General features: G+C 72.8%; 14 protein-coding genes. 9 read left to right on the forward strand and 5 right to left on the reverse strand.

The genetic code is table 11. The features are described 5' to 3' along the window. Positions 1-52: 52 nt before the first annotated feature. Positions 53-1,843: a 3-hydroxyacyl-CoA dehydrogenase family protein gene (locus ACH4E8_RS31590; protein ID WP_398454799.1), complete on the reverse strand. Its 1,791-nt coding sequence runs from the start codon at positions 1,841-1,843 to the stop codon at positions 53-55. A gap of 427 nt (positions 1,844-2,270) precedes the next feature. Here ACH4E8_RS31590 and ACH4E8_RS31595 point away from each other — a divergent pair, with 427 nt between their 5' ends. Then, positions 2,271-2,840, forward strand: coding sequence for an adenylosuccinate lyase (locus ACH4E8_RS31595; RefSeq protein WP_398454801.1), 570 nt, complete (start codon positions 2,271-2,273; stop codon positions 2,838-2,840). A gap of 79 nt (positions 2,841-2,919) precedes the next feature. Here the strand turns inward: ACH4E8_RS31595 and ACH4E8_RS31600 are convergent, their stop codons facing one another. Continuing rightward, positions 2,920-3,510 carry a hypothetical protein gene (locus ACH4E8_RS31600; RefSeq protein ID WP_398454802.1) on the reverse strand — a complete coding sequence of 197 codons (591 nt, stop codon included), beginning with the start codon at positions 3,508-3,510 and terminating at the stop codon, positions 2,920-2,922. Positions 3,511-3,651: 141 nt separating this feature from the next. Between ACH4E8_RS31600 and ACH4E8_RS31605 the strand changes: the two genes are divergently transcribed. Beyond that, positions 3,652-5,205: a helix-turn-helix domain-containing protein gene (locus tag ACH4E8_RS31605; protein WP_398454803.1), complete on the forward strand. Its 1,554-nt coding sequence runs from the start codon at positions 3,652-3,654 to the stop codon at positions 5,203-5,205. 207 nt (positions 5,206-5,412) lie between these two features. Here ACH4E8_RS31605 and ACH4E8_RS31610 read toward each other — a convergent pair whose 3' ends face one another. Together ACH4E8_RS31610 and ACH4E8_RS31615 are read right to left on the reverse strand one after the other, a co-directional pair. Beyond that, complete coding sequence (locus tag ACH4E8_RS31610) at positions 5,413-5,934, reverse strand: GNAT family N-acetyltransferase (RefSeq protein WP_398454804.1); 522 nt, start codon at positions 5,932-5,934, stop codon at positions 5,413-5,415. Positions 5,935-6,003: 69 nt separating this feature from the next. Further along, the gene (locus ACH4E8_RS31615; RefSeq protein ID WP_398454806.1) at positions 6,004-7,065 is read right to left on the reverse strand and encodes an Rv2578c family radical SAM protein; all 1,062 of its coding nucleotides are present in this window, start codon (positions 7,063-7,065) and stop codon (positions 6,004-6,006) included. A 209-nt stretch (positions 7,066-7,274) separates the two neighbouring features. On the opposite strand from ACH4E8_RS31615, the gene ACH4E8_RS31620 reads away from it, so the two are divergent. From ACH4E8_RS31620 to ACH4E8_RS31640, 5 genes are all read left to right on the forward strand, one after another. Next, complete coding sequence (locus ACH4E8_RS31620) at positions 7,275-7,721, forward strand: SRPBCC family protein (RefSeq protein ID WP_398454807.1); 447 nt, start codon at positions 7,275-7,277, stop codon at positions 7,719-7,721. 312 nt (positions 7,722-8,033) lie between these two features. After that, on the forward strand, positions 8,034-10,475 hold the full coding sequence (locus tag ACH4E8_RS31625; protein ID WP_398454809.1) for an MFS transporter: 2,442 nt from the start codon (positions 8,034-8,036) through the stop codon (positions 10,473-10,475). 182 nt (positions 10,476-10,657) lie between these two features. After that, entirely contained in the window at positions 10,658-13,189 is a 2,532-nt protein-coding gene (locus ACH4E8_RS31630; RefSeq protein WP_398454810.1) for a SpoIIE family protein phosphatase, read from the forward strand. Between the two features lie 118 nt (positions 13,190-13,307). Continuing rightward, positions 13,308-14,054 (forward strand): methyltransferase domain-containing protein, encoded by a 747-nt coding sequence (locus ACH4E8_RS31635; RefSeq protein WP_398454812.1) that lies wholly within the window; start codon positions 13,308-13,310, stop codon positions 14,052-14,054. A 195-nt stretch (positions 14,055-14,249) separates the two neighbouring features. After that, complete coding sequence (locus ACH4E8_RS31640; protein ID WP_398454813.1) at positions 14,250-15,089, forward strand: urea carboxylase-associated family protein; 840 nt, start codon at positions 14,250-14,252, stop codon at positions 15,087-15,089. A gap of 144 nt (positions 15,090-15,233) precedes the next feature. Here ACH4E8_RS31640 and ACH4E8_RS31645 read toward each other — a convergent pair whose 3' ends face one another. Continuing rightward, positions 15,234-15,950 carry a GntR family transcriptional regulator gene (locus ACH4E8_RS31645; RefSeq protein WP_398454814.1) on the reverse strand — a complete coding sequence of 239 codons (717 nt, stop codon included), beginning with the start codon at positions 15,948-15,950 and terminating at the stop codon, positions 15,234-15,236. A gap of 284 nt (positions 15,951-16,234) precedes the next feature. Here ACH4E8_RS31645 and ACH4E8_RS31650 point away from each other — a divergent pair, with 284 nt between their 5' ends. Together ACH4E8_RS31650 and ACH4E8_RS31655 are read left to right on the forward strand one after the other, a co-directional pair. Next, entirely contained in the window at positions 16,235-17,749 is a 1,515-nt protein-coding gene (locus tag ACH4E8_RS31650) for an APC family permease (RefSeq protein WP_398454815.1), read from the forward strand. Next, positions 17,746-18,717 (forward strand): hypothetical protein, encoded by a 972-nt coding sequence (locus ACH4E8_RS31655; RefSeq protein ID WP_398454816.1) that lies wholly within the window; start codon positions 17,746-17,748, stop codon positions 18,715-18,717. Before ACH4E8_RS31650 ends, ACH4E8_RS31655 begins: the two co-directional genes overlap by 4 nt. Positions 18,718-18,729: the final 12 nt, after the last annotated feature.

Here is an 18,729-nt window from a genome sequence, read left to right on the forward strand (position 1 = left end):
TGCGCCCGCGGTCAGCGGCTGCGGAGCCCGCGGGCGCCCCTCGCGCCGGCGGTCAGCGGCCGACGTGCTCACGGAATCCGCGCCCCGTCTTGCGGCCCAGGCAGCCGGCGGCGACGAGGTGCTCCAGCAGCGGCGCCGGGGCCAGGCCCGGATCGCGGAACTCCCGGTGCAGCACCTTCTCGATCGCCAGCGACACGTCGAGCCCCACGACGTCCAGCAGCTCGAAGGGCCCCATCGGATAGCCGCCGCCCAGCTTGATCGCCACGTCGATCTCGTCGACGGTCGCGTAGTGCTGCTCCACCATCTTCACCGCGTTGTTCAGGTACGGGAACAACAGCGCGTTCACGATGAAGCCGGCGCGGTCGCCGCAGTCGACCGGGTGCTTCTTGATCGTCGCGGTCACGGCGCGGACCGTCGCATGGGCCTCGTCCGAGGTGAGGACGGTACGCACCAGCTCGACCAGCTTCATCGCCGGCGCCGGGTTGAAGAAGTGCATCCCGATCACGTCCTGCGGGCGGGAGGTCGCCCGGGCGCAGGCCACCACCGGCAGCGACGAGGTGGTGGTGGCCAGCACCGCGCCCGGCTTGCACACCTTGTCGAGCGTGCCGAAGAGCTCCCGCTTGACCTCCAGGTCCTCGGCGACCGCCTCCAGTGCCAGGTCCACGTCGGCGAAGGCGTCGAGGGACCCCGCGGGCACGATCCTGGCCAGCGCCGCGTCCCGGGCCGCGGCGGTGAGCCGGCCCCGGTCGACGGAGCGGGCGAGGGAGGCCGCGATCCGCGCCCCGGCGGCCTCGGCCTTCTCGGGCGACCGCGCCGCGATGACCACCGGGTAGCCGGCCTTCGCGAACACCTCGGCGATGCCGGCGGCCATCGTCCCGGAGCCGGCCACGCCCACCGAGCGGACCTCGCGCGGGGTGCCGGGTCCGGCCCCGGCCGCGACCGGACCCGGGGTGAGCGCGTCCGGCACGGTCTCGGCGCTGCCGGGCGAGGCGTACGCGTAGAAGCCGCGGCCCGCCTTGCGACCGGTCAGCCCGGCGTCGCTGAGCTGGCGCAGGATCGGCGCGGGCGCGTGCAGCCGGTCGTGGGAGTCGGCGTACATGGCGTCCAGGACCGTGCGGGCGGTGTCGACGCCGATCAGGTCAAGCAGCGCCAGCGGGCCCATCGGCAGCCCGCAGCCCAACCTCATGGCGGCGTCGATGTCCTCGCGGGACGCGTACTTGGACTCGTACATCGCCGCCGCCTGGTTGAGGTAGCCGAACAGCAGCCCGTCGGCGACGAAGCCGGGCCGGTCGCCCACCGCCACCGGCTCCTTGCCCAGTGCGCGGGCGAGTTCGGTGACCGCGGTGACGGCCGCGGGCGCGGTGAGGACCGAGGAGACGACCTCGACCAGCTTCATCGCGGGCGCGGGGTTGAAGAAGTGCATCCCGAGCACCCGCTCCGGGTGGCGCGACTCGGCCGCCAGCCGGGTCACCGAGAGCGCGTTCGTTCCGGTGGCCAGGATCGCGGTGGGGCGGACGACGTCGTCCAACTCCGCGAAGACCCGCCGCTTGGTCTCGTACTCCTCGGTGACCACTTCGATCACCAAGTCGGCGCCGGCCGCGGCGCGCAGGTCGACGGAGGTGCGGAAGCGGCCGAGCGCCGCACGGCGCTCGGTCTCGGAGAGGTGCCCGCGCGCCACCGCGCGCGCGGTGGTGGCGGCGAGGGCGGCGACGGCCCGGCGCGCGGCGGGCTCGCTGACGTCGATGCCGACCACCTCGCGGCCGGCCCGCAGCAGCACGTCGGCGATGCCGGTGCCCATGGTGCCGAGGCCGACGACGGCGATGGAGCGAAGAGGGGTGCCCATGGGGAACTCCAGGGTGAGTGACGACGAATGACGACGGGGGCGCGCGTGCACCGGGGCGCGGGCCACGTGGAGGGGCCGCGCACCGGGCGACGGCAGGTGCCCGTCGTGGAGCGGAGCATGGTGCTGGAAAGGGCGGCGGGCGCTGTCCCGAACTCCCGCCGTACATGAACGCGCGGGCAATCCACGCGTCGTTGTGCGCCGAACCGACGGCACGCGCGACGGCTGCGTCACCAGGCCGTCGCGGCTTCGTGCACCCGCACGGAGCGCGGCGCTCACCGTGCATTCCGTACGGGAAGCGGGGGTTGCCCGCTCACCTGAGGTTAACCGGCGGGTAATGAGCGCGCCAGGCCCTCGTCCTGCCCCTTCGGTGTGATCTGGGTCGCGGTACCGCCACGCGGTGTTGCGGGGCGTCGATACGCTGATCGTCATGGACGACGAGTTACGGACGCTGGCCCGACGGCTGCGGGCCGAGTCGGGGGGCTCGACGGAGTACGAGCGGCTGCTCGTGACTCAGGACGGTGAGGAGCTGGCGTACGTCCTCACGGCCCGCCAACGCCCGCTGTGGGCAAGGGAGCTGGCCGCGTTCCGGCTCGGCTGCGCCGGCGACCGCAGGGCCTTCGAGGCGCTGGTGCTGCTGCTCAACCACCGCGACCCCGAGCGCTGCGTGTCCGCTGCGCACGCGCTGTACCGACTGGCCGACCCGCGGACGCCGCGGGCCGCGGCGGCGCTCGCCACGAACGAACTGCGGGTCGCCTACGCGCTGGTGCCGGTCCGGCTGCTGATCCGGCTGCGGGCGCCCGAGTCGGTACCGGCGCTGATCACCGTGCTCGGACGAAGGCTCGGCCCCGGCGATCCGTACTGGCGACTGGCGCTGGCGTGCGTGGAGGGGTTGGGGGCGCTCGGCGACGAGCGGGGCCGCGAGGTGCTGACCGCGGCCCGGGCGCACCCCCGGCTGACCGCGCCGGCGGAAGCGGCGCTGGCTCGACTGGCGCGCTGACTCGCCTCCGCGCTGACGTGCTCGTACGGCCCCTGTTCCGGTCTGGGGCGCAGGGGCCGTACGACGCAATGCGGTACGGCTAGTACAGCTTGGTCACCGAGGTGCGGGCGGTCTGCTGGAAGCCGTTCAGCGCGGCGTCTTCGAGGTCGCCCAACTGGCCCCAGGCCACGACCGTCACGGTCCGTCCGTCCCGCCCGACCGAGTAGAGCGCGACGTCGTTCGAGCCGCCCACCGGGTCGAAGCTGTCGATGCTGTAGACGTGCGCGCCCTCTTCGACGGGCAGCTTGCCGTGGTACAGCGCCTCTCCGTCCACGTTGGGATTCTCCTGCTTCATCCGGTCGAAGCAGCTCTCGACGGCCGCGCGCAGCCGGATCACGAGCACCTTCGCCTTCGCCTCGCTGGCGGCGACGGTGACGGTCTGGCGCGCGTTGGCGTCCAGTTCGGTCGAGTACAGCCGGTGCTTGCTGCTGGCCTGCGGTGCGGTCGTGCCGGTGCAGAAGTCCGCCGGCAGACCCGGCGCCACGGGGCCCGCGGTCCACGGGGTGAGCGCGGGCGGCAGTTCGGCGGCGGCGAGGAACTTCGGCGCGGGCGCTGCGGTGGCCCAGGACAGCGACGTCAGGGTGAGGCCGAGGGCCGCGGTGGTCATGGCGGCGGTGCGGAGCAACTTCATGGTGGTCCCCCGTAGTTCGGTGGTCGGTCGAGGTGGAGCGCTTCCCAGCTTCCGCACGTGCCCGGGCACCGACAAGCGTTCCACCCGGTCCTGGCGTCATGGAACCGTTCCACCCCGTGTGACGTGGGAGGACGTGAGGGGGTGGAACGGCGCCCCGGGGCGTTCGACGGGACGGGACGGGAGCGGGACGTGGGGGCAGCGGGGAAGGCGGGGGCGGAGGGCGCCGAGCGCATGGATCACACGGAGCGATCCGGCCACGCGAGCCACGCCGAGCGCGTCGACCGCACCGAGTGCGCACGCGACTTCGCCCGGCGCCTGCGCGAGCTGCGGGAGGGCTCCGGCCGCAGCTACGGCTCGCTGGCGCGCCGGGTGGGCGTGAGCGCGTCCACCCTCCACCGCTACTGCTCCGGCGCCACCGTCCCGCAGGAGTTCGCCCCGGTCGAACGCCTCGCCCGGCTCTGCGGCTGCTCGGGGGAGGCGCTGGTCGAACTGCACGGCGCGTGGGTACGGGCGGACGCGGAGCGCACGCTCCGGGTTGAGGCGGCAACGACCCGGGCGGGCCGGGAACGGAGACCGGCCCCGCAGAACCCGTCGAGCGCACCGGTTCCGCTGGCCCCGCAGCCGCAGCCGCAGCCGCAGCCGCAGCCGCAACTGTCCGCTGGCACCGCCGCCTTGCTGCCGTCGGACACCGTGGTCCTCGCGGTCGATCCCGCCCGTCGCCCCGCGCGGCGCCGGGTGACCCGGCGCGCGGCCTACGCGGGCGCAGCGGCGACGGTGCTGGCGGTGAGCCTCGCCCTGCTCGCCACGCTCGAACAGCGCACCGCGCCGTCCGCGGACCGCACCCGCAGCGAAGCGGTGGAGCCCGACGGCCGGGTGTTCCCGCCGCCCGGTGGCCCGCGTCCGTCCGCTTCCGCGCTCGCGGGCGCCTCGGCCGCACCGTCCGTGTCCGTCGCGGCCGGCCGCGACGGCGCTGCGCGGACCGACCCCCGGACCGCCCCGCGGACCGGTCCGTCGAAGGCCGGCGGGCCCGCGGCCGGCGCCGGCGGGAGCGGCGGGGGTGCCCGCGGGAACGTCGCCGTCCCGTTCACCGTGCAGGTCAACCAGCACGTGTGGAACGCCGGTTGCGACCACGCGTATCTGATCGACCGGGCGCCGTCGGACGTACCGCCGCCGCCCGCCGAGGAGGGCGCCGCGCAGTGGGCCGGCGCGCTCGACGCGCTGCACGGCGGGCAGACCCTGGCGCGGATCACCGTGCAGGGCAAGAGCGACCAGGCGGTGGTGCTGCACGGGCTGCGGGTGCGCGTCGACGCGCGCCGCACGTCGGTGCCGCGGGGCGAGGTGTACCGGATGGACACGGGGTGCGGGGGTTCGGTGACGCCCCGGAGCTTCGCGGTCGACCTCGACCGCCCGCGGCCGGTGGCCCGCTCCGTGCCCGGCCACGACGGGAACGCCCCCCTGCCGGCCGTCGCGTTCCCCTACGCGGTGTCCCAGGGCGACCCGGAGGTCCTGTTGGTGGACGCCCGGGCCGTGCGGTGCGACTGCACGTGGTACTTGGAGCTTGAGTGGAGCAGCGGCGACCGCTCGGGGACCGCGCGCGTCGACGACCGGGGACGCCCGTTCCGTACGACGGGGGTGCGCGGCGCGCCGGTTCATGCGTACGACCACGGGCAGCGCGGTTGGCTGCGGGTGGACTGAGCGGGACCGTGAGGCTCCCTCGGGCCTTGGACGCATCCGCCGTTGCCCTGCGGGCGCGTTGGTCTCCACCGGCCGGTGGTGGGCTGTTCGCGCCGGTTCGCCCCCTGTGCCCTGCGGGCACGGGCGAACCCCCACTGCCGGACCGCAGCCGCAACGAACACGGCCCGTCGCACGGGCGAATGCGCGGTACCGCCACGGAGGGGACCGCTACGCCGCGAGGTCGCGTGCGTAGCGGACCTCGTGGATCGGGGTGCCCTCGATCGCGAACCGGCCCTCGCCGCCGTCCGGGGCGAAGCCGGCCTTCTCGTAGAAGCGGCGGGCCGGTGCGTTGTCCCGGAGCACCCACAGCCGCATCCGGTCGGCGCCGCCGGCCGTCGCGCGTGCGGTGAGTCGGGTCAGCAGTGCGCGGCCGACGCCCGTCGACAGGTGCTCCGGCAGCACGTAGAGGGTGTACAGCTCGCTCTCGCCCGCCGTGGCGTCGTCGTCCCTTCCGGGGCCGGTGCAGCCCCACCCCACGGCGGTGCCGTTGCGCTCGGCGACGAGGTGGGTCGTGGTGCCCCGGCCGGCGTCGAGACGTTCGCGCAGCCGCGCCGACTCCTCGGGCACGCTCATCGCGTCCAGGTAGGGCTGCGGCACCAGCCCGCGGTAGGCGTGCTGCCAGCTCCGTACCCGCACGAGCGCGACGGCGGTGCAGTCCTCGGCCGTGACTTCCCTGATGTCGATCTCCATCGGCTCATGGTCACCGAACCGCGCCCGAGCGGGCCCGTGATTTTCCGCGGTCGGTCCGCCGGGCCGTGCTCAGAGCAGCGTGAGCTGGGTGGGCTCGCGGTCCGGCCGGCCGTCGGGCAGTGCCGATCCCCGGTCCGTCGGGGGCGCGGGCCGACTGATGCGGCGGGGCGCTCCGCGGTCCGCGGGCCCGATGCCGAACTCCGCCGCCAACTCGTGCACCTGCCGGGTGATCCGGCGCTGGTACCAGGTGGGGGCGTACGCGCCGGCCGCGTACAACCGCTCGTACCGGGGCACGAGTCGCGGGTGGTGTCGGGCCAGCCACGCCGTGAACCACTCGCGAGCGCCGGGGCGCAGATGGAGCACGAGCGGGGTCACTGAGGTCGCACCGGCGTCGGCGATGGCCCGCACGGTCGCCCGCAACTGCTCGGGTTCGTCACCGAGGAAGGGGATCACGGGCGCCATCAGCACGCCGCAGCCGATGCCGTGGTCGGTGAGGGTGCGGACCACGTCGAGGCGGCGCTGCGGCGAGGGGGTGCCCGGTTCGACGGTGCGCCACAGGGCCGTGTCGACGAAGCCCACCGAGACGGAGATGCCGACCTCGGTCACCTCGCCGGCCTGCACCAACAGGTCCAGGTCGCGCAGGATCAGCGTCCCCTTGGTGAGGATCGAGAACGGGTTGGCGCGGTCGCGCAGGGCCGCGATGATCCCCGGCATCAGGCGGTAGCGCCCCTCGGCGCGCTGGTAGCAGTCGACGTTGGTGCCCATGGCGACGTGCGCGCCCTGCCACTGCCGGGAGGCGAGTTGTCGGCGCAGCAGTTCGGGGGCGTTCACCTTGACCACGATCTGGGAGTCGAAGTCGAGGCCGGTGTCGAGGTCCAGGTAGTCGTGGGTCTTGCGGGCGAAGCAGTACACGCAGGCGTGCGTGCACCCGCGGTACGGGTTGACGGTCCACTCGAACGGCATCCGGGACGCCCCCGGCACCCGGTTCAGGATCGAGCGGGCCCGCACCTCGTGGAAGGTGATCCCGCGGAACTCGGGGGTGTCGAAGGTCCTGGTGGTCACGGCGGACGCGGCGAAGAGGGCGGCGCCCCCGGCGGGGCCGGGGCGTTCGGTCAGATGGTCCCAGCGCATGGGTCGCCTCCTCGGTCGTTCCTGGATCGTTCCGTCGAACAGCGTGAACATGAGAATAGAACACATGTTCCCTTGATCGTCGGGGGGCGCCCGCGCGCCGCCCTCCGCCACCCGGCTCGCCGCCCTTGCCGGCCCCGGATTTGGGTCCGCGGGGGCGAGGTGGTTGGCTAGCGGCACCCCTTGAACCACCACACGCTGGAGGAACAGCAATGGCGCAGGTCGAGGCCACGACGGAACGGATCATCGCGGCCAAAGCGGAGACGGTGTTCGACACCCTGGCCGACTACGAGAAAACCCGCGCGAAGCTGCTGACCGAGCACTTCAGCGAGTACGAGGTCCGGGAGGGCGGCGACGGCGAGGGCACCCTCGTCCACTGGCGGCTCCAGGCCACCAGCAAGCGCGTTCGCGACTGTCTGCTGGAGGTCACCGAGCCCACCGACGGTCAGCTCGTCGAGAAGGACCGCAACTCCTCCATGGTCACCACCTGGACCGTCACCCCCGCCGGCGACGGCCGTTCCAAGGCCGTCGTCACCACCGTCTGGAACGGCGCCGGCGGCATCGGCGGCTTCTTCGAGCGGACCTTCGCCCCCAAGGGGCTCGCCCGCATCTACGACGGCGTGCTCGCCAACCTCGCGGCCGAGGTCGAGAAGGGCTGACGCGCACCCCCGCGCACCCCTTCCCCCGCTGCCGGGCGGCCGTCACCCGACCGTTCGGCGAAGGCCGGGACGCTCACCGGTTCGAGTGGTTTTCCCCGCGGTGTCGGGCTGCGCCCCGCGCACCACGGGCCGCGGGAAAACCCCCTGATGAGCGCTTGACAAGCGTCTTCGCAAAGGCAGTTGGGCCGCCGCCCCGCCCCCTTCTCCGGCCGTCAAAGCCGGTTGCTCCTCCTTCACGGTGAATGTGAACAATGACGCCCGCGCAAGGGCCGCGCGGGGGAATTGACGGGGTTGACGAAGGGGAGCCGATACGTGGGCGGCAGCACGCTGGTGAAGGACGAGCAGGCCGCGCCGCCGGACCGCGGCGGGCCCCGCGCGCCCGCGCCCCCGCCGCCGCCCGGGGATCCGCTGAGCCCCCGCCGGGTGCGTCTGGTCTTCTTCGCCCTGATGCTCGCGCTGCTGCTGGCCGCGCTGGAGCAGATGATCGTCGCCACCGCGCTCCCGAAGATCGTCGGCGAACTCCAGGGCCTGGACCGGATGTCCTGGGCCATCACCGCCTACCTGCTCACCTCCACCATCGGCCTGCCGATCTACGGCAAGCTCGGCGACCTCTTCGGGCGCAAGGGCGTCTTCCAGTTCGCGATCGTCGTCTTCGTCATCGGCTCCGCCCTCGCCGGCTGGTCGCGCACCATGGACCAGCTCATCGCCTTCCGCGCCCTCCAGGGCGTGGGCGCCGGCGGCCTGATGATCGGGGTGCAGGCGATCATCGCGGACATCGTCCCCGCCCGGGACCGCGGACGCTTCATGGGGCTCATCGGCGCCGCCTTCGGCCTCGCCTCCGTGGCCGGTCCGCTGCTCGGCGGCTTCTTCACCGACCACGTCTCCTGGCGCTGGTGCTTCTACTTCAACGTGCCGTTCGGCCTGGTCACGCTGGTCGTCGTCAGCCTCGTCCTCAAGCTGCCCAAGCCCACCGCCCGCGCCCGCCTCGACGTCCTCGGCGTGCTGCTGCTCGCGGCCTCCTCCACCTGTCTGGTGCTGCTGACCAGTTGGGGCGGCACCGAGTACGCCTGGGGCTCCGGCACCATCCTGGGGCTCGCCGCCGGCGCCGCCGTCACGGCCCTGCTGTTCCTGGTCGTCGAGGCGTACGCCGCCGAACCCCTCATCCCGCTCCGGCTCTTCCGCGACTCCGTCTTCAACGTCTCCGGACTCATCGGGGCCGTCGTCGGCGTCGCCCTGTTCGGCGCGGCCAGCTATCTGCCCACCTTCCTCCAGATGGTCGACGGCGCCAGCGCCACCGAGTCCGGGCTGCTGATGCTGCCGATGATGGCCGGCGTCGTCATCGCCTCCGTCGTCTCGGGCCAACTCATCAGCCGCACCGGCCGCTACCGGGCCTACCCCATCCTCGGCGGGCTGCTCTCGGCGATCGGCATGTGGCTGCTGTCCCGGCTGGAGACGGACACGTCCCGGCTGGAGTACAGCTGCTGGCAGGCCGTCCTCGGCGTCGGCATCGGCCTGGTGCTGCCGGTGCTGATCCTCGCCGTCCAAAACTCCGTACGCCCCGCCGACCTCGGCACCGCCACCAGCGCCAACAACTACTTCCGGCAGATCGGCGGCAGCGTCGGTGCCGCCGTCTTCGGCACCCTCTTCGCCCAACGGCTCGCCGACGCGCTCGCGGACCGGCTGCCCGATGGTGCCGGGCTCCCCGAGGGACTGGACCCCGAGTCCATCACGCCGCAACTCGTCCACGCACTGCCGCCCGACGTGCGCGACGCCTATGTGCACGCGTACGCCGACGCCATGCCGCGGATCTTCCTCTTCCTCGTGCCCGTGCTGCTGCTCGGCCTCGTCCTCGCCTTCTTCCTCAAGGAGAAACCACTGGTGTCCCAGAACGTCCCGACCGCCGAGAGCTACGACACCTCCGCGCTCGACCCCTCCGCCTACGCCGCAGCCCCGGTCGCCTCCGTGCCGTCGGCCCGCAGCGCGCCCGCGCCCGTCTTCGGCGTCCCGGTCTGCGGCGCGGTGCTGCACCACGACGGCACGACCGTGCCCCGCGCCGCGCTGACCCTCATCGACGTCCGCGGGCAGCAGATCGGCCGCGGCGCCAGCGGCGAGGACGGGCGGTACGCGCTGAGCGTGCCGGGGCCCGGGGCGTACGTGATGATCGCGGCGGCCGGCGGCCACCAACCCCAGGCCGTCGCCGTCACCGTCGGAGAGCGCCCCGTCGACCTCGACGTCGTCCTCGGCGGCGCCGGCCGGCTCGCGGGCGCCGTACTCACCGCCGACGGCCTGCCGGTGCGGGACGCCACCGTCACCCTCACCGACGTCCGCGGCGACGTCGTCGCCACCGCGCGCAGCGGGCGCGAGGGCGGCTACGTGATGACCGAACTCGTCGCGGGCGAGTACACCCTCGCCGCGAGCGCCCCCGCCTTCCGGCCCGCGGCCCTGCCGGTCAGCGTGCAGGCGTCCCGGGAGACCCGGCAGGACATCGAACTCGCCGGCGGCGCGGTGCTGCGCGGCACCGTGCGCGCGGGCGGTGGCCGGCCCGTGGAGGACGCCCGGGTCACCCTGCTGGACGCCGCGGGCAACGTGGTCGACACCCTCACCACCGGGGCCGACGGCACGTTCCGCTTCGTCGACCTGTCGTCGGGCGAGTACACCGTGATCGCGGCCGGCTACCCGCCCGTCGCCACCGTCCTCCAGGTCGCCGGCGGCGGTCGCACCGAGCGCGACCTCCAGTTGGGACACGAGGACTGACCGAGCGGTGCGGGCCCCGTCGGCAGCGACGACGGGGCGCGCACGGCACCGTCGGGGCGGAGGCACCACCCGGTTTGCGCCGGCGCACGACCTATTCGGCTGTTGCGCCACACACCGAGTGCCACGCCCCGTACGGTGGTGACAGCCGCGCAGCCCCGCGGCGGGGAAGGAGCCCTCCACCCATGGACAGTGGCGTTCCGCCGAGAGTGCCGCGGCAGTTCGCCGCGGCCGGCCGGATTCCGCTTGCCGTGATCGTCGTGGACGGCGACGGCCTGGTGTCGCACTGGTCGACCGGCGCGCGGCGGTTGTTCGGCGCCGCCCGGGAAGAGGCGGTGGGGCGGCACGCGACGGAACTGCTCCCGGTCCCGGTCCCGCGCAGCGCCCCCGCGTCCGACGTCGAGTTCGGCACCGCCCCCGCGTCCGACGCCGATTTCGGCGACGCCGACGTACTCGCAGCCGACGAACTCACAGCCGGGGAAGGCGCAGTCCACGAGCGCGAAGGCATCGGACCCGGTCTGGGGCCCGCACTCCGGGGCCGCACCGCGTACCCGACCGCCGGCTGCGCCCGCATCCCCGTCCCCGGCCGGGCCCGGGGACGAGCCGAGGTGCTGTGGTGGGCCTACCCCCTCGTCGGCACCGGCCGCGCCCGGCTGCTCGTCCTCGCCGCCGACGCGGCCCAACTCACCGCCGTCGACGGGCCGGACGCCGACGTCCCCGTCGGCGGCGAACGCGTCACCCCCGCCTTCGGACTCCCCGCCGACTTCCCCGACGTCGAAGAACTCGCCCGCCGCCTCCCCGAGATCCTGCCGAGCACCAGCGTCCAGGAGGCCACCCGGATCGTCGACCAGGTCCTGGAACTCGGCTATCCGGTCCTGGAGTTCAGCCACCGCGAACGCGTGCCCGTCACCGCGGACTGGGGCGTCGCCCGGTACGCGGAGCGCCTCGCCCGCCGCCGCGCCGCCCAGCAAGCCGTGGCCGCCGGCCTCCCCGTCGACCGCGCCGACCGCACCGCCCTCGACGACGACCTCGAATACGCCGCCGTACGCGAACGGCTGGAGTTCCTCAACGAAGTCAGCGGCTGCATCGGCTCCTCCCTGGACCTCGCCCGCACCATCGAGGAGGTTAGCGCGGCCTGTGTGCCGCGCTTCACCGACGTCGCCGGCACCTACCTGCGCGAGCAGGTCATCGCCGGCGAGGGGTTCCCCGACGGCCCGCCCGACGCCACCACCCTGTGGCACCGGGTCGCGGTGGAACACGTCGACGAGCCGGGCCGCTGGGACGACGTGGTGCCGGTGGGCGAGTCGATGCCGTTCCCCGAGCACACCCCCTTCTTCCAGTGCATGACCAGCGGGTCCCCGGTCCTCGTGCCCCGCATCAGCGAGCAGATGGGCACCGCCATCGCCTCGCAGTTCGAGAAGCGCGACATCCGGCCGCTGATCAACGGCCGGTCGATGCTGGTCGTCCCGCTCAAGGCGCGCAACGTGGTGCTCGGCTTCATGATCCTGCTGCGCCACCCCGAGAGACCGGTCTTCAACGACATGGACCGGGTCACCGGCGCCGAACTCGCCGCCCGCGCCGGGCTCGTACTCGACAACGCTCGGATGTACACCTACCAGGAGAACGTCGCCGAGACCCTCCAGGACTCGATGCTGCCGCAGGTCAGGCCGAAGATGGCCGGCTGCGACACCGCCACCCGCTATCTCCCCGGCACCCTCCTCGGCCGGGTCGGCGGCGACTGGTTCGACTCCGTGAAGCTGCCCGGCTCCCGGGTGGCGCTCGTCGTCGGCGACGTGATGGGCCACGGTCTGAATTCGGCCGCGATGATGGGCCAGCTACGCACCGCCGTGCAGACCATGGCCGCGCTCGACCTGCCGCCCGCGCAACTGCTGCGCAACCTCGACGACCTCGCCCAGCGCCTCGGCGAGAAGTACCTCGCGACCTGTCTGTACGCGGTGTACGACCCGATCGGCCACGAACTGGTCATCGCCAACGCCGGCCACGTGCCGCCCGTGCTGGTGCGGGCCGCCGACGGCCGCAGCGAACTGCTCGACCTGCCGACGGGCGCGCCCATCGGCGTCGGCGGGGTGCCCTTCGAGAGCCGACGGGTGCGGGTGGCGCCCGGCGACCGGCTCGTGATGTGCACGGACGGCCTGGTGGAGGTCCGCGGCGAGGACATCGGGGTCGGGCTGGCCGCGCTCTGCGAGTCCGCCGCCCACCCCGCCGCGTCCATGGACGACGCCTGCGACACCATCATCCGCGCCCTGAACACCCGCGGCGGGCGCAAGGACGACGTTGCCCTGCTGATGGCCCGGCTCAACGGCATCCCGGCCGAGTCCGTCGCCACCTGGGAGCTGTCCCTTGAGCCTCGGGAGGCCGCCCGGGCCCGCCGTCTGGTGCGGGGCCAGCTCCGCCACTGGGGGCTGCACTCCGTCACCGACACCGTGGAACAACTCGTCGGCGAGGTCGTCGCCAACGCGGTGCGGCACGCCGCCGGCCGCCGTGCCGAACTCCGCCTGGTGCGTGCCGAAACGTTGCTCTGCGAGGTCTTCGACGACGACCAGACCCTCCCCACCCTGATGGACGCAGGCCCGGGCGACGAAATCGGCCGGGGCCTGCGGGTGGTCAGCTCGCTGGCCCGCGAGTGGGGCACCAGCCGCACCGGCGACGGCAAGACCGTGTGGTTCGAGGTCGGCCTGGAGCCGGGATTGCGTTAGGTCGGATCTGGTGTGTGTCCGGCGAATTCGTACGAAGGTGCCGTCTGTGCACTTGCCGTGACAACCCCAGCGCGATACACCGATCTTGACGTCACGTCTTTGACCTGGGGAGCTGTTCATGAGCGTCACGAGCCGGTACAAGGATGCCTGGGAAGGGTTCTGGAGCGAGGTCACCGGCGACGAGCCGGGCGAGGTCATCTGGGACGCCGATCCGACCCTCACCGCGGGGCTGCACCTGGCGCTGTACGAGCCGCTCGTCGACGCCCCCGGGCTCCCCCTGCTGGACCTGGGCTGCGGCAACGGCACCCAGACGCGCTTCCTCGCCGACCGCTTCCCCCGGGTGCTGGGCCTTGACCTGTCGGCCGCCGCGATCGACCTGGCCAGAGCCGCCGTCGAGGCCGGAGGGGACCGGCCGTCGGGCGAGATATCCTTCCGCCGCATCGACGCCGTGGACAAGGACGCGGTCGCCGAACTCCACGAGGAACTCGGCGACTGCAACGTCTACATGCGGGGCGTCCTCCACCAGGCCGACCCCAAGGACCGCCGCCCCCTCGTCGAAACGCTCGCCCTCCTCGTCGGCGCCCGGGGACGCGCCTTCGTCTTCGAACTCGCCGAGGCCGCCGGCGCCCGCCTCGCCGGCCTGGCCCAGGGGCCGGACGGTCCGCCGCCGAAGCTCCAGCCCGTGTTCCGGCACGGCATCGTGCCGGGCGCGATCGCCGACGCCGACGTCGTCGACCTCTTCGAGGCCGCGGGCCTCACCGTCCTCGCCGGCGGCGACCTGCCCCTGACGACGACCGAGTACGAGCAGGACGGTTCCCGGATCGAACTGCCGTCGAAGTGGCTGGTCGTCGGCCGTACGGGCTGACCGTGCGGGAGCGCGCACCATCCGCCCCCTCGCATTTGGTGGGACAACCCTCTCTCGAAATGACACAGCAACTACGGAGTGATGCAACCAGTTTCCCCAGGCCAGCCAGGCACCAGTCAGTTGTGCTCTTGGATTGTGGAACAAAACTGGCTACGGTGAGCCCTGGGTCGACCGGCCCGGCGAACTCGGGGAGGGGTGGCATTGGGTGCAGAGGCGGCATACCGGGCGAACGGCGGCGCGCTGGCCGTGGACCGGGAGTTCTACCGGAAGGTCGCCGATGGCGACCGGGAACTGGTCGACTCCTTCGAGATCCCGATCCGCTCCGGCCGCGCCTGGAAGGTGCCCGCCGGGCACCTGTGCCGGCTGGTGACGGTGGACGGGCCGCAGGTCGGCGATCTGAACATCTGGAACGCGAACGACCCCCGGGAGCGGATGTGGGCCGCGCGGACCCGGCAGCTCCAGGCGGCGCACGTGACCACCTTCGACCGGCTGTGGTCGAACCTGCCCTTCCTCCGCCCGCTGGCCACCATCACCGACGACACCCTCGCCGACTACGGGCGCGACGGGGACGGCGGCCGGGTGCACGACCTGCTGGGCACCCGGTGCGACCCCTATGTGAACCGCATGCTCAGCGGCGTGGACTTCGACTTCCACTGCCACTCGAACCTGGTGCGGGCGGTGCTGCCGCACGGTCTGACCGAGTTCGACGTGCACGACGTGCTCAACGTCTTCCAGTGCACCGGGCTCAACGAAGAAGACCGCTACTTCATGAACCCGTGCCCCGCACGGCCGGGCGACCACTTCGAGTTCTTCGCCGAGACGGACCTGCTCTGCGCGCTGTCCACCTGCCCCGGCGGCGACCTGTCCGTGCCGCTGTGGGGGCCGGACGCCCGCGATCCGCTGGACACCTGCCACCCGATCGGGGTCGAGGTCCACCGCCCGGCCCCGGCGCTGCTCACCGGCTGGCAACAGCCCCGCCGCGCCGCGTACGGGGGGTTGCACGGGCTGACGCTGCCGCGCTGGCCGCGGGGGTAGTGCGCGTCTGGACGTCTCCGCCGTTCCCCTGCGGGTGCGGCGGTCTCTGCGCCCCGGTGGTGGGTTTCTCGCGCAGTTCCGCCCCCTGTGCCCTGCGGGCGCGGGGGCCCCAGTGCCCCTTGGCGCCCGCTGTCGTCCCGGCAGTCAGTCGGCCGGGCCGCGGGATGCTCGGAGCGCTGCCAGGACCAGGCGTTCCGAGTCGTCGAGGTAGACGGCGAGCAGGCCCTGCGCATGCTCGATCCGGCCGCGCCTGATCAGCTCGTACAGATCGCGGTCCCGCTGGGGCCACGGCCGCTCGAACTCGGCCTCGTCGCCCACCGCCCCCCAGGCCAGCCGCAGCATCGCGCCGAGGCGGCGGAAGAAGTCGTCGCACAGCGGGCTGTCCAGCAGTGAGACGAGCGCCTGGTGGAAGCGGAGGCTCGCGGTGCCCACGTCCCGCCAGCGCTTCTGCGCGGCGGCCAGTTCGACGGCCTCCACGGCGGACTCAAGGGCCTCCAGCCTGGCGTCGTCGCGCAGGGCGCTCGCCGCGAGCGCCTGCGGTTCGATGACCCGGCGGACCCGGTAGATGTCCCGGACCTGCGCGGCGTCGATGGACGCGACGACCGCGCCGCGGTGCAGCTCCTGGTGCACCAGCCCCTCGGTGACCAGGAGGCGCAGCCCTTCGCGCAGCGTGTTGCGGGAGATCGCGAACAGTGCCGCGAGCTGCACCTCGCGCAGCCGGCTGCCCGGCGCCAGCTCCCCTTCCAGGATCAGTTCCCGGATCCTCGCGGCCACCCGGTCGGCGGACGCGATCCCGTCGCCGTCGGGTGCTGCGCCGGGCCTGCTCGTACCGTCTGCCTTGTCCGCCACATGATGGGTCACCGAACCATCGTATGAGTCATGTGATTCAACAATCAAGATGGCTTGACGGCGTTGATATGCAGGCTAAACAGGCGATTTGCCTAGTTCTCCCGTTGGCTTGTCGATTCCATTGACATGGATCGTTGAGCAATCTAGCGTCTGCGCTCATGACTAGCGAGAGAACCGCCGCAAGGCGCGATCGAGCCACGTCGGATCGGGCCTCGTCGGATTCCGTCCCGTCTCGCTGGGCCACCGCGCCCGGGGTCCGAGGCACCCACCAGGGCTTCGTCCGACGTTCCAGCGGGGTGGTGCGGCAGATCTCCGGCACCGACGCCGTCATCGGGAACATCCTGCTCGTCAACTTCGTGGCCGCCGTCGCCACGCTCGTCGTGGTGCCCTTCACCTTCCCCGGCGCCAACCTGCCGCTGGCCGTCGTGCTGGCCATGCTGCCCGCACTGGCGCTGGCCACGGTCTACGTCCTGTTCGCACTCGCGCTGCCGCGCTCCGGCGGCGAGTACCTCTACGTCTCCCGGGTCTTCCACCCGTCGATCGGCTTCGCCGCGAACTTCAGCTTCATCGGGTGGAACATCCTCTTCGGCGGTCTGCTGGTGAACCAGTTCGCCACCGTCTACCTCTCCGGCTTCTTCGCCTCGCTGGGCTGGTCGGCCGGGGTCAGCGCGATGTCGCACAAGGGGGTCGTGCTGCTCGTCGGCATGGCGCTGATCGCCCTCACCACCATCCCGATGATCATCGGCACCCGGTTCGCGATGCGCCTCATGAAGGCCGCGTTCTACACCGGCGCGGTCCTGCTGCTGATCACCCTGGCCGTGCTGGCGTTCGCCGGTCACGACACCTTCGTGGCCTCGGTCGACCGGCAGGCTTCGTACGACGGCATCATCGAATCCGCCCGGCAGGCCGGCTTCCGGTCCCGCCCGGAGGGGTTCGGGCCCACCGTCCAGGCCGTCGCGCTGATCAGCCTGGCCACGATGTTCGTGATGTGCTCCACGTACACCACCGGCGAGGTCCAGAACGTACGGCGGACCGTGCCCAAGGCCATCTACGGCTCGGCGCTCATCGGCGGCGCGGTCATCCTCGTCATGGCGCTCATCGCCACCCGGGTCTGGAGCACCGACTTCCTCGCCGCGGCGAACTACCTCTCCTCGGCGGCGCCGGAGCACTATCCGCTGGAGTCCACCCCCGACTTCTCCTATCTGGCGGTCCTCACCCAACCCGGCTGGTTGTTCTCCACGGTCGTCAACGTCTCCTTCCTCTGTCTGATCATCGGGAACCTGATCTTCTCGACGGCCACCATGAGCCGCTGCTTCTCGGCCTGGTCGTTCGACCGGATCGCGCCGCAGGCACTGGCTTCCCTGCACAGCCGCCGCCGCACCCCGGTCAACGCCCTCGTCGTGTTCGCGCTCTGCTCCGCGCTGGCGCTGGTGTACTACACGTTCGACGGCGACGTGACCTTCCTGGCGGGGGCCACCCTCGGCTTCATCGCGACCTTCCTGACGGTCTCGGTGGCCGCGATCGCCTTCCCCTACCTACGGCCCCGGCTGTTCCGGGGCTCCGCCGCCGACGTCCGGGTGCTCGGCGTCCCGCTCATCGTGATCGCCGGAGCGGCGTCCACGCTGATGCTCGGCGCGATGGTGTACGCGTTCCTCACCAATGACGCCCTCGGCGCCAACGGCACCACCGGCCTGCTGTTCTTCGCCGGGTTCTGGATCGTCGGCCTCGTCGTCTTCGGGGTGGCCCGGCGGCTCCACCTGGCCCGGGGCCTGCCCTTCGACGCCGCGTTCAAGGAGCTGAGCGGAGAATGAAGCCGAACGGCAGGACCGGGACCAGGCTGTACTTCGCGACGGACCTGCGCGCCGCGGACCGCTGCTTCACCAAGTTCCTGAGCGCCGCCTCGACCTACGACGCACAGGTGCTGGTGCTCGGCGGCAACCTCACCGGCACCAAGATGGCGCCGGTCGTACGCCAGCGGGCGGGGGTGTGGCGCGCGGCGCTCGACGGGGTCCCGGTCGAGCTGCGGACCGAGCGCGAGGTCGCCCGGTTCGAGCGGTGGGCGGCGGCCGTCGGCGCGTACGCCTTCCGCACCGACCAGGACGAACTGGCCGCGCTGGACGACGACCCGGCCGCCGTCGACGCGCTGTTCCTCCGGCTCGCCACCGAGCGGCTCGGGCGCTGGCTGGACCTGGCCGCCGACCGGCTGCCGAAGGACCGGGTCCGGCTGCTCGTCTGCGCCGGCAACGACGACCCCACGGTCCTGGACGCGCTCATCGACGACTCCCCGGCGGCCCTGCTCACCGAAGGCCGGGCGGTGGAACTCGACGAACGCCGGGTGCTGGTCGGCGTCGGCTACTCCAACGCGACGCCGTGGCAGTGCGAGCGGGACCTGTCCGAGGAAGAGCTGGCGCAACGGCTGGCCACCGCGCTGGACGGGGTGGACCGCGCCGGCGCCCAACTCGTCCTGCACACCCACTGCCCGCCGTACGACTCCGAACTCGACTCCACGGTGGCCCTGGACGGGGAACTGCGGCCGAGGACGGAAGCCGGCCAGGAGATCGTGGCCCCGTCGGGCAGCACCGCCGTGCGCGAGGCCGTCGAACGGTACGGGCCCGTGCTGTCGCTGCACGGCAGGGCGCTGGACAGCCGGGGGTACGTACGGCTGGGCCGCACCCTGGCGGTCAACCCGGGCAGCGAGTACTCCGACGGCATCCTGCGCGGGGTGCTGGTGGACTTCGACCACGACGGCGTGGCCCACCACCTGCTGACCTCCGGCTGACCCCCCGACCGG

The organism is Streptomyces sp. NPDC017979, from assembly GCF_044328175.1.
Classification (GTDB): Bacteria; Actinomycetota; Actinomycetes; order Streptomycetales; family Streptomycetaceae; genus Streptomyces.